8 protein-coding genes and 1 pseudogene are annotated in these 11388 nt (G+C 64.9%); 4 read left to right on the top strand and 5 right to left on the bottom strand.

The window, feature by feature from the left end; all coding sequences use genetic code 11:
* The 3 genes from Q8N40_RS18150 to Q8N40_RS18140 form a co-directional block, all read left to right on the top strand.
* On the top strand, positions 1–693 hold a 693-nt coding region (locus Q8N40_RS18150; RefSeq protein WP_371135735.1), incomplete at its 5' end, for a TetR/AcrR family transcriptional regulator.
* Entirely contained in the window at positions 690–3380 is a 2691-nt protein-coding gene (locus Q8N40_RS18145) for a molybdopterin-dependent oxidoreductase (RefSeq protein WP_305712791.1), read from the top strand. The genes Q8N40_RS18150 and Q8N40_RS18145, both read left to right, overlap by 4 nt.
* Complete coding sequence (locus Q8N40_RS18140; RefSeq protein ID WP_305712790.1) at positions 3377–4297, top strand: xanthine dehydrogenase family protein subunit M; 921 nt, start codon at positions 3377–3379, stop codon at positions 4295–4297. The genes Q8N40_RS18145 and Q8N40_RS18140 overlap by 4 nt, the downstream gene beginning before the upstream one ends.
* Positions 4298–4322: 25 nt before the next feature.
* Here Q8N40_RS18140 and Q8N40_RS18135 read toward each other — a convergent pair whose 3' ends face one another.
* The 5 genes from Q8N40_RS18135 to Q8N40_RS18115 all read right to left on the bottom strand — a co-directional run bounded on the left by Q8N40_RS18135 (position 4323) and on the right by Q8N40_RS18115 (position 10334).
* Entirely contained in the window at positions 4323–5363 is a 1041-nt protein-coding gene (locus Q8N40_RS18135) for an HD-GYP domain-containing protein (protein ID WP_305712789.1), read from the bottom strand.
* Positions 5364–5764: 401 nt separating this feature from the next.
* Positions 5765–7090 carry a TRAP transporter large permease subunit gene (locus Q8N40_RS18130; RefSeq protein WP_305321183.1) on the bottom strand — a complete coding sequence of 442 codons (1326 nt, stop codon included), beginning with the start codon at positions 7088–7090 and terminating at the stop codon, positions 5765–5767.
* Between the two features lies 1 nt (position 7091).
* Positions 7092–7637 (bottom strand): TRAP transporter small permease subunit, encoded by a 546-nt coding sequence (locus Q8N40_RS18125; protein WP_305321184.1) that lies wholly within the window; start codon positions 7635–7637, stop codon positions 7092–7094.
* Positions 7638–7710: 73 nt separating this feature from the next.
* On the bottom strand, positions 7711–8811 hold the full coding sequence (locus Q8N40_RS18120) for a TRAP transporter substrate-binding protein (RefSeq protein ID WP_305321185.1): 1101 nt from the start codon (positions 8809–8811) through the stop codon (positions 7711–7713).
* A 335-nt stretch (positions 8812–9146) separates the two neighbouring features.
* Positions 9147–10334 (bottom strand): extensin family protein, encoded by a 1188-nt coding sequence (locus tag Q8N40_RS18115; protein ID WP_305712788.1) that lies wholly within the window; start codon positions 10332–10334, stop codon positions 9147–9149.
* 758 nt (positions 10335–11092) lie between these two features.
* Between Q8N40_RS18115 and Q8N40_RS18110 the strand changes: the two are divergent.
* A pseudogene (locus Q8N40_RS18110) lies at positions 11093–11388 on the top strand (DUF2147 domain-containing protein); the annotation flags it as partial.

Below are 11388 nucleotides of genomic sequence, written 5' to 3'. Positions count from 1 at the left end.
TTTTGTCAAAATCGACAAATGAAGCCGCGCGACCGCATCCTCGATGCCGCCATGGCCGTGTTCCGCCGGCACGGCTTCCGGCGCTCCTCGATCGAGCAGGCGGCCGAGGCGGCCGGCCTGACGCGGCAGGCGTTGTACCACCATTTCGAATCCAGGGAAGCGCTGTTCCGCGCGGTCATCGTCCGTGTGCATGAGGATGCCATGGCCGCGGAGCTCGCGGCGGCGAACGCGGCGGAGAAAGCCGGCGGCGGCCTGGCCGACATTCTGCTCGCCGGGGTGACCGCACGGCTGCGGCAGTTCATCGCGTCGTTCGAAGGCTCGCCGCATATCGAGGAGCTGTTCTCCGAACATCTGCTGCAGGCGCGCGACCTCTATCAGAAATATGCGGAGCACTACGCCGCGCATGGCGCAGCCACGATCGCGCGGGTCTGCCGCAAGCAGCGCCTCGCGCTGGCCGATGGCATGACGCCGCAAAAACTGGCGCAGTGCCTGGAAATGGCGATCAACGGCGCCAAGTCAGCCTATCCGGGGATGCAGCCGGCCGACGCCTTCGTCGACGCGCTCGCCACCATGGCGCGGATGCTGGTCGCCGGCGCCGTCACGCCCTTGCCGAAGCCGTCATCGGCGAGGTCCGCCGTGAAGAAGACTGTCCCGAAAAAGCCCGTTCGCCAAGAATCTGGAGGTCGCAAATGAACACGATGACGATCAACGGTCGCCTCGCCACCCTGCCCGACGATCCCGATGCGCTTCTCGTCGATGTCATCAGGGACGATCTCGATCTCACCGGCACCAAGCTGGTGTGCGGGGCCGGCGTGTGCGGCGCCTGCACCGTGCTGGTGGACGGAGCGCCGGTCGTGAGCTGCCTGATGCCGGCGCGGGCCGCCGCCAACACCGCGGTGACGACGGTGGAAGGCATCGGCGCGACCGACCTGCACGCGGTGCAGAAGGCGTTCATGGCGCACGACGCGCTGCAATGCGGATTCTGCACGCCGGGTTTTGTGGTCGAGGCCGCGGCGTTCTGCGATTCCTGGCGCAAGGACAAGGGAACCGCGATCCCGTCGCGCGAGGAAATCGGTGCGGCGCTGTCGGGACATCTGTGCCGCTGCGGCGCCTATGAAGGCATCTTCAACGCGGTGGCCGCCGCCTGCGCCGGCCAGTTCGACGGCCTCGAGTTTTCCCCGCCGCGCGTCGAGGCGCGCGCAAAGGTGACGGGATCAGCCAAATACACCGTCGATATCCGCCATGACGGCCAGCAGGAAGGCGTCATCCTGCGCTCGCAGCTGGCGCATGCCCGCATCACCGATCTCGATCTCGCGCCGGCGCGCGCGATGCCCGGCGTCAGCGCGGCGGTCTCGCTGCTCGGCGATGACGGCATCGTCCGCTTTGTCGGCGATCCCATCGCCGCCGTTGCGGCGAAGGACCGCAAGACCGCCGAAGCCGCTATCGCCGCCATCAGGATGACCAGCGAGCGACTGCCATCGGTGATCGGGCTCGACGCCGCGCGAAAACCCGGTTCACCCGTGGTGTTCGAAAAATCCAGCCGCAAGAAGGCGGGCAACGTCTCCGAGGGCACGCCGGCGCCGGCTGCCTGGAACGGCAATGTCCGCGGACCATCGGCGGCGTTTTCGCAGAAGGCCCGGAAGGCGAGGAACTGGGTCGCCGCGGCGCGCGAGCAGCAGAATCCATGGCTGGTCGAGGGGACCTTCCGCACCGGAACGCAATCGCATACCAGCCTGGAACCGCATGCCACCGTCGCGCGCTTCGACGGCGATCGCCTCACCGTGCACGCTTCGACACAGTCGGTGTTTCACGTCATGGAGCTGATCGCCAAGCGTTACAAGCTTGGCCATGACAAGGTGCGCGTCATTGCCGACCACATCGGCGGCGGCTTCGGCTCCAAGGGCACGCTCGGCATGGAGACAACAGCGGCGATCGACCTCGCGCGCGAAGCAGAAGCGCCGGTCCGGATCGCCTATGACCGGCACGAGGAATTGTCCGTCACCGGTTACCGGCCGGCAACCGAGTTGAAAATCGCGCTGCTGCCTTCCGAGCAGGGGGATCTCAAAGCGCTGTCGCTCACCGCCTATGCCGACACCGGCGCTGCCACCAACTCGACGCTCGCAGCCCTGGCCCGCCTGATCTATCCGGCGGAGGCCAAGGAGCTGGCCGATTACGACGTCATCAGCAATTTGCCGCCCGGTGCGCCGTTCCGCGGCCCCGGCGGCCCGCCGATGGCGTTCGCGCTGGAACAGGCGATCGACGAAGCCGCGCTGCGGATGAAGGTCGATCCGATCGCGTTGCGCAAGCGCTGGGATCCCAATCCCAACCGGCAGCGCCTCTATGACTGGGCCGCCGGCCTCGATGTGTGGCGCAACCGGAAGACGCCCGCCGAGCAGACCGGCCGCTATCGCCGCGGCGTCGGCGTCGCCACCGGCTACTGGCTCTATCTCTGGCAGCCCGGCGTCAAAATCGAACTCAAGGTCGAGGGCGGACGCCTGGTCGCGAGTACCGCGACCCAGGATATCGGCCAGGGCAGCCGCACCGTGATCGCCAATACGGTGGCGCAGGAATTCGGACTGGAGCCGCACGACGTCGAGGTGCGGATCGGCGATTCAAATCTGCCGGAGGGACCGGGCGCCGGCGGCAGCCGCAGCACGGCTTCCGTGATTCCACCGACGCTGCTGGCCGTGCAGAAGCTGAAGGACGCGATCGAGCAGAACGCCAAACGCAAGCCGCTCCCCGGCTCCAACGCGCCGTGGCGCGAGTTGATCGCGGCCTCGCCCGATCTCGGCGTCGCCAGCGTGCGTCCAGAAGACTCGAAACCGACCGCTCCCGGTATTCGCTCGCCGATGAAGGAAGCGGGCATCATGGGCATGATCTTCGGCTGGATGCTGCGGCGGTTTTCCAACCTGGCGGTCGGCGCCGGCGTGCCGAGTTCGGTGCAGGTGATCGAGGTGGAAGTCGATACCTGGCTCGGCCATGTCCGCGTGCTCAACGTCCATACCGGCATTGCCGTCGGCAAGATCGCCGCCCCCGCGCTGGCGCGCAGCCAGGCCACCGGCTCGGTGATCCAGGGCCTAGGCTATGCGCTGTATGAAGCGCGCGAAACCGATCCGCGCAGCGGCGACGTGCTCTCGGCCGGGATGGAGGATTATCGAATCCCGGGAATCGCCGACACGCCCGCGATATCAGTGCATTTCGACGAGGCCGGCTTCGATCACGTGCTCGGCGGCAGCGTCGGGATCGGCGAGGTGGCAACGGTGCCGACATCGCCGGCGCTGGCCAATGCCATCCGCAACGCCACCGGCATCAGGTTGACCGAAATTCCAATCCGTCCCGACCGTCTGATATCGGCCCTGAAAGGGAGGACCGCAGCATGACATCCGCCTCGATGACGGCTTCCGCCGAATTCCGCGCCGCCGGTACCGACCTCAGCGAAAGGCGGCGTAGCGGCGTCTCCAGGGGACCGCTGATCGATCTGGCCGCCGCACCCGACACGATCGGCGTGACATGGGGCGCGGATGGCGCCGCCACCATCGGCGCGCTCACCTCGATCGCCGCGATCGCGGCCGACCCGCGCATCGCGGCCGCCTATCCCGGCATTGCGGCTTCCGCATCGGGTCTCGCCACGCCGCAGGTCCGCCACCTCGCCACGCTCGGCGGCAACCTCGCGCAGCGCTCGCGCTGCTGGTACTTTCGCGATCCGCATATCGCCTGCCTGAAGAAGGGCGGCAGCGAATGCCCGGCGCGAACGGGCAATCATCTCTACAGCGTCGCGTTCGATCTCGGCCCCTGCGTGGCGCCGCATCCCTCCACCATGGCGGCGGCGCTGCTCGCCCATGATGCCAGGATCGTCACCAGCCAGCGGCCGGGGATTTCAATCGGCGAACTGCTGGGCGACGGCTCCAACGGGACATCCGATCACGCGCTTGCAGCAGATGAAATGATCCGCAGCGTCGAACTATCAGCGCCGCTGCCGGGTGAGCGCGCGCTCTACAAGCGCGCCATCAGCCGCAGCCACGCCGAATGGCCGCTCGCTGAAGTATGCGCCCGCGCCGTCGTGACGTCGGGCACGTTCCAGTTCATCCGCCTCACCGCCGGCGGCATCGCGCCGGTCCCGCTCCGCCTCGCAGCGTGCGAGGCCGGCCTGCAAGGCAAGCCGGCCGGCGCGGCGGTGATCGCGGAAGCGGCACGGCTGGCGAGGTCAGGCGCCAGCCCGTTGCCGATGACGGGCTACAAGCTCGATTTGCTGGAGGGCGTCGTGCACGATTTGCTGGAGCGGCTGGCGACGCCATGAACCCGGGGCGCGACCGCAGCATCGGTCACGCCAGCAGCGCGACCGTGCGGAAGGCTTTCAGTAGCGATTGTTCAAGCTTGCCGTCCATCCCGCACAGGATCTTGTAGGCGCTTTCGCGGGACATCGCCGGCCGGTACGGCCGCGACTCGATCAGGGCTGCGAAGATGTCGGAGATGGTCAGCAATCGCACCAGATCGGAAATCTCAGGCGCCTTCAGCGCATCGGGATAGCCGGAGCCGTCGAGATATTCGTGGTGATGCCTCACCCCATCGAGGATATCCGGGTTGATGCCGGGAAGATCCTTCAACAATTCATATCCGATCTCCGGATGGCGCCGCATGATCGCTTCTTCATCCGGATCAAGCTGTCCGGGCTTGTCGAGAATCGACAGCGGGATACGGGCCTTTCCGATGTCGTGGAGCGTTGCCGCCATACCGAGCCGTTTGACATCCCGGCCGGAGAACCTGATCTCCAGCGCGAAGCCCACGGCTACTCCGGTTACCAGCAGGCAATGCTGGAACGTGCCTTCATGGTAGCGGCGGACGTCCTCGAGCCACGCGCTGAGTCCATTCTGCTCGATGCTGTCGACGATTTGCGAGGTGGCACTGTCGGCATCGCAAAGATTGATCGGCTGGCCGTCCCGGATCGCCGCGAACATGGACGCTAAGGCCGCTGCGCCGCTGGTGATCGCGGGCGAGGCGATGGCGGCGCCGGCGCGCGTCGCCTTCGCGGCTTCTTCAATCTGCGCCAGCCTGAACGCAACTTCTCGCGGACGCGAAACCACCGAGGTCGCACCGAGCGCATAGGCCTGCGCAATCAGATGGTGACTGTGCTTCTCGACGACGAACAGCTTTTCGGGAATGCGTTTCTGCTGCCGCATGATGAGCCGGATTTGCTCGATACCAGCCGCCTTGCGCAGATCGGCGTCAACCAGCAGCGCGCCGGCCGCACCAGTTTGCGTTGCGCTGTCGCCCAGCAGTTGAGAAACAACGAGATAGCGTGGCTCCAGCACTGCGCGGATGGCTGGTATCTTCTCAGGTTCATCGGTGACGAAGTGAACGCGCATTCCAAATGCTCATCGGGACGAAGTCGTAGCGCAAGTCTCAAAGCAAGAAGCAAGCAATACAAATCATCGTAGGGAGCCCTGTCTTAACCAATGCTTAGCGCCCGCTCCGTAGTTCAACTGGGACGAATCGCTGTGCAACGCACCATGTCCGGTAGACGACATAGGCCGCGTCGCGGGTGCGTTTGCCGACGCCCGTTCAGCATCCCCGGCAGATGTTGAACTTGCCATCAACCGGTTTGCTGCGAGCACGTGCAGGCTTCCGCGAAGAAGAGCGACGCGATTCACTGCGGGACGCGGTCGCGGCCCGCCGGTTGATTTTCGCGCGCGATAGCACCGCCGGCGAAACCCGGGTGGAGGTTAGCAACGCGAGCGTGAGATCAATTCAAGGCGCGCGGCTTGACCTACCATCCGATCGCGCGCGGCAGCCAGGTAGCAAGTTGCGGATTGAGATAAAGGATGACCAGCGTCAGCAGCTGCAATCCGATGAAGGGCACTACCCCCTTGTAGATCGCGACGGTCGAAACCTCGGGCGGCGCGACGCTGCGAAGATAGAACAGCGCCCAGCCGAACGGCGGGGTCAGGAACGATGTCTGCAGGTTGACCGCAATCAGGGTCGCGACCACGACCATGTCGACATTGAGGTTCTGCAGCAGCGGCAGGAACAATGGCACGACGATATAGCTGATCTCGATCCACTCGATGAAGAAGCCGAGGATGAAGATCAGCACCAGCATGAAAATCAGCACGCCGTCGGCACCGCCCGGCACCACCTTGAACAGATCGGCGACCAGTTGCTCGCCGTGCAGGCCGCGGAAGGCCAGGGCAAAGACCTGGGCGCAGATCAGGATGAACATCATGCCGGCGGTGATGCGGGTGGTCGACAGCGTGGTTTCGCGCAGCACCGACCAGCTGAAACGCCCGGACAGGCCGACCACCAGGATCGACCCCAGAGCGCCCATCGAGGCCGCTTCCGTCGGCGCGGCGACGCCTCCGACGATCGACCCGAGCACCGCCAGCACGAGGCCAATGGGCGGCAGACCGATCCGTACCGCGTCCTTGAACAACTGCCATCGCGACACCGTCTGGCGCTCCGCCAGAGTCACCGCCGGTACCCAATCGGGCCGTACCATGCCGAGCACCAGCAGATAGATGCAGAAGATCGCCGCCAGCAGCATCCCGGGAATCAGGGCCGCGGCGAACAGCGTGCCGACGGACTGGCCGAGAATATCGGCCAGCAGGATCAGGATCGTGCTCGGCGGAATGATCTGGCCGAGCGTTCCCGACGCACAGATCGTCCCGCACGCCGTCGGAAGATGATAGCCGCGCCGTATCAGCGCCGGCAGCGTGATCAGACCGAGCGTAACGATCGTCGCGCCGACGATGCCGGTGGTGGCCCCCATCAACACGCCGACCAGGATGATGCCGATGCCCATGCCGCCGGGCAAGCCGCCGGCGAGATGGCCGATGACGTCCATGAGATCATCGGCTATTCGCGATTTTTCCAGCATCACGCCCATGAAAACGAACAGCGGGATGGCAATCAGGGTGTAGTTGGCGATGACGCCATAGATCCGTGCGGGCAGCAGGTCGAACAGCCCCGCTCCGAAACCCAGATAGCCGAAGAAAAGCCCGCTGACCGCCAGCGTCAGCGCGACCGGCACGCCGATCGCGAGCAGAACAAAGAAGGAGACGATGCAGAGAATCGCCAAGGTTTCTAGTCCAGGCATGTCACACCGCGTGGCTCGCCGGCTTGACGGCGATGTTGGGGTCGATCACGGGGACAAGCGCCCGCAGCATGGCGGCGAAGCTCTGAACAAGCAAAAGCGCGAAGCCGACGGGAAGCATCGCCTTGAGGACCCATCGGTGCGTCAGGCCGCCCGGGTCCGGGGACTTTTCGCCGATGGAGTAGGACTGCAGCACATATGGGATCGACAGCTTGAGCAGTATGAACACCACCGCCACCACGAGCACCGCGGAAACGAAATCGATGATGCGCTTCCATCGCTCGGAGAGGCGGCCATAAAATATATCAACCAGCACATGGCCGTCTTTCAGGATCGCATAGGACAGGCCCAGCATGCACACCGGCGCCATCAGGTGCCATTCCAGCTCCTGCATGGCGACCGATCCTGTGCGAAACAGATAGCGCAGCAGGACGTTGAAGCTCATCACCAGCACTAGGGCCAGCGCGAACCAGCCGGTCACCCGGCCGATCCGCTCGATCACGCGGTCGAGCAGATTTGCCGCCCGCAGCAGCGTCCCTGTCAGTTTCATGCGCATGCCCAGCCCACGGCGGCGGCACGAGCCGCGATCTGATCGAGCCGCCGTTTTTCGCCCAACGCGTCGTTCAAATCTGCCCGCGGATCTGGCTGTAGTAGACGCCTTCCGAGATGCCCGCCCATTTGTCGACGTTGGACTTGAAGCCGATAAAGCTGTCATGCACCTTCTTGGCCAGCGGATCCTTGGCGGCAGCCTCGTTAAGGGTCTGCAGCGTCACCTCCTTCAGCTTCGCCAAAATGTCGGCCGGCAGCGGCGCGGTCTTGACGCCGTGATTCTTGACCAGATCCTCCAGCGCCTCGGCATTGGCGGACTCGCACCAGCTCTGGCTGATGGTGTTGCAGGCGGCGGCGGCCACCCTGACGATCTCCTGCAGGTCGGGCGGAAGACTTGCCCATGCCTTCTTGTTGATCGCCAATTCCGTCACCGTCGACGTCTCGTGCCAGCCCGTGGTATAGTAAAACTTCGCCGCCTTGTGCAGTCCGAGCCGACGGTCCTGAAACGGACCGACAAATTCCGCGGCATCGATCACGCCGCGCTCCAGCGCAGGAAATATCTCGCCCGCCGGCAACAGCTTGACATCGACCCCGAACGACGCGAGCACCTTGCCCGCAAGCCCGGGGATGCGCATCTTCAAACCCTTGAAGTCCTCGATCTTCTCGATCGGTTTGCGGAACCAGCCGGTCATCTGCACGCCGGTGTTGCCCATCGGGAACGGCTGGATGTCGAACGGCGCGTATACTTCCTCCCACAGCTTCTGGCCGCCGCCGTGATATAGCCAGGCATTCATCCCAAGCGCATTCATGCCAAACGGAACCGCCGTGAAGTACTGCGCCGCGAAGGTCTTGCCCGACCAGAAGTAACTGTTGGCGCAATTCATCTCCACCGTGCCTTTCGACACCGCGTCGAAGCCTTCCAGTGCAGGGATCAATTCGCCGGCCGCGAAATGCTGGATCTTGAGCCGGCCACCTGACATCGCGTCCACCATCTTGATGAAGTCGGTCGGGCTGCCCGGCCCCTGTACGTAAAACGGCGCGCCCGGACCATAGGCGTTGGTCATTTTCCAGTTGAACGTCTTCGCCTGCGCCTTGACGATGCTCGGTGTGGCAACCACGGCGGCGGACGCCGCCGCGGCGGTTGCACCGGTCCTGAGAAATCTGCGGCGATCCATTTGAGCCCCCTGTCCTGCCGGATGTCTGACTTGCAGACTTGCCTCGCAACTCAAGCAAGCTTAGTGCCAAGCGGGAGTTGCGCAAGCTCCGACTGAACTGTGTTGGCGGCCTCCTCAGATGTCGAAGGGCTGCTTGCAGCACGATAACTGCCTGATGTTTGAGCAGCGGAAAGCTTTTCGCCTAAATTTTTCGCTTCGGGGTTGCGCCTTTATGGCGACGACGGCTCGCGGCGTCGGTGGCGCGTGTAATGCCTGGGCGCGGCCGGCGCGAACGTCCACCCGGCGACTTGACTTCACATCAGACGCCGACGTCAACGATAGCCGCCGGGCCGACCCTACTCGTCCAGGAACTCGTCTTCCTCGTTGATCTTGTCGTTGGCCTTGCGCCGGGGTGACAGTGTCTTGCGGGCGCCGATCGATCCCGTCACGTAGGATTCGCGTGACGCATGGGGGCCGCGCTGCCCGGCACGGCCGGCGATCGCCTCGCCCGACATCGCGGCGGGCTGGCAGATGGCGCGCTGGCTCTTGCGGCGCATCAGGTCGATGTGGATGTGATCGTAGTGATAGATGTTGGAACCCGGCGCCAGCACGGTATTGAACTGCTCGCACGCCGCCGCCTGGATGTCGCGCAAAAATCCCTGCTCTTCGGGCATGCCCTTCCAGCCGTTCTTCACCGTGACGACGCGGCCGTCGGCCAGCGTGAAGGAAGCGATATCAAGCGCATTGCCGAAGGCATGCTCGGAAATCCGCGAGCGCGAATTACCGTTCATGCCGCGGCAGGAGTAGGCGGAGATCTGCTTGATCTCGGCCACCCTGGTGCCGAACCAACGCTGTGCCGCCGGCTGCACGGAATCGGCGAGCCAGCGATCGAGCGCCGAAACCATCGGACAGGCCAGCGTCGCCGCGGGCTTCATCGCCACCGGGCCGAAGGCAGCGACGGAGTTGCCCTGCGCCGGCCCGAGCCGCGGCAGCGGCGTGGTGGCGGGACGTTCCGCATAGGGCGCGGGCCCGCGATCGCGCGGATAGGCCGAAGGCGAGGGATAGCCTCCCCGGCCCGCCGGTTCAGGCGCGAAAGCAACGTCGTCTTCATCCTGGACCACGCCCGGGGCCGCCAATGAAATCGGACCGCTGGACGCCGCGCCATAGCCGCCCGGCTGGCGCATCGCGTTGTCGGGATAGGCGGATGGCGGCGGCGCGGCGCGAGGCGGCGAAACCGGCCAGCGCGGCCCGTTGCCGATGGCGCCGGGCGGCCGCAGATCGTCGGCAAAGCCGAAACTGCCGCCGGCTTCGCCGAGCGCGGCCACCTTGAGCGGATATTCCGCGCCGCAGACCCCGGGACCCGAAATCGGGTTGATCCGGACCAGTTCGGCAGTCTCTTTCACCGTCCCGGACTTCAGGCATGCCAATTCGGCCTCAGCCCGCCACGGTTCGCGCTCCTCGGACTGAAAAAATCCGCGGCCACAGCCCGCTAGCGAAACAAGGACGAAGGAGCCGACGAGATACAAACGAACTCCGCGCGTCATGCGCGCAACTTCGGCTAATTTATTTAACGACTCTTCAACGCGTTGTTTTCACGCTTCTTTAACCATGTCGCCGCCGGTCCATCCTGTGGACAGACGATAATGGTGCAGCAAGGCTGACTTTTTACGCCGGGAACGCTTTGCTAGCTTCGAGAGTTGAGCGGGCAATGACATGAACGACGGAGATTTCGCGATGACCTTGCTGGGTCCATGGGTCAGCAAAGTGAGCGTTGTTACCGCGTATGCAGCCATCGCCTTTGTTGGCGCCATCGTGCTTGGGGTGATCTACTAAATCGCATAACCCCGAACGAATCAGCGCCCGGCGGGCTGGAGCAATCCAGCCGCCGGGCGTTTTCATGTGTGGGTCTCGCCGCGGGCGCGGCTCACAGCACTGGAGGCTTCCGCTACGACCGCGGCTCCGGCGAGTACTGTCGCGACGTGATCATCCGCTCCGGCTTCGTGTCGATCCGCGTCCAGTTTTTGCCGGAACATTAAAACTGTCCGAGCGCGCAAGCCTCGACCCCCAGCGCGTTCGGGCCTTTCAGGGCCATAGGCCGTAACGTAATAGGTATCGCCGCTGGCTTGGCTGTAGACGTTGCCGGTCCACTGTGAGCCGGTCCTTGGCTTCATATTGACGAGCCGCAACGCCCGGCGCGGCCGGCCGTCCCGGCGCCGCCTGGGTGACGCAGATCACGGAAGCCGGCGACCGCCCCGCCTAGGGTCCGGGCAAGTTCACAAGCCCGCTGCACCAGGAGGCTCACATGAAAAGACTTCTCGTTCTCGCCGCGCTGCTGATGGCCACCCCGTCCGCTCATGCCGGCAATTCGATTTCCTTCCAGATCGAGGGACACAAGATCCGCGTCCACGCACCGCGCAACTGCAGTTCGCTGTCCTGCATCCAGATCTCGGCGCCCACTATTTCCGGTTCGAGCCTGGGCAATTTCAAGGGCTTCAAGTCGAAGGGCTCCGACGACAATGCCGATGTCGCGGAGTCCGCGCCGCAGGCCGCTCCTGCCCCGGCCCCGGCCCCCGCCGTTCAGGCGCCGCAGCCGGCGGC

The sequence above is a fragment of the Bradyrhizobium sp. genome (assembly GCF_030693485.1).
GTDB lineage: Bacteria > Pseudomonadota > Alphaproteobacteria > Rhizobiales > Xanthobacteraceae > Bradyrhizobium.
This window is presented reverse-complemented; position numbering and strand designations above follow the sequence as displayed.

What these genes read in the sequence shown, in the direction of transcription:
- Q8N40_RS18135 (WP_305712789.1), bottom strand. Translation starts at nt 5,363, where the DNA reads ATGCGCGTTCACTTCGTCACCGATGAACCTGAGAAGATACCAGCCATC.
- Q8N40_RS18140 (WP_305712790.1), top strand. Translation starts at nt 3,377, where the DNA reads ATGACATCCGCCTCGATGACGGCTTCCGCCGAATTCCGCGCCGCCGGT.
- Q8N40_RS18120 (WP_305321185.1), bottom strand. Translation starts at nt 8,811, where the DNA reads ATGGATCGCCGCAGATTTCTCAGGACCGGTGCAACCGCCGCGGCGGCG.
- Q8N40_RS18130 (WP_305321183.1), bottom strand. Translation starts at nt 7,090, where the DNA reads ATGCCTGGACTAGAAACCTTGGCGATTCTCTGCATCGTCTCCTTCTTT.
- Q8N40_RS18125 (WP_305321184.1), bottom strand. Translation starts at nt 7,637, where the DNA reads ATGAAACTGACAGGGACGCTGCTGCGGGCGGCAAATCTGCTCGACCGC.
- Q8N40_RS18145 (WP_305712791.1), top strand. Translation starts at nt 690, where the DNA reads ATGAACACGATGACGATCAACGGTCGCCTCGCCACCCTGCCCGACGAT.
- Q8N40_RS18115 (WP_305712788.1), bottom strand. Translation starts at nt 10,334, where the DNA reads ATGACGCGCGGAGTTCGTTTGTATCTCGTCGGCTCCTTCGTCCTTGTT.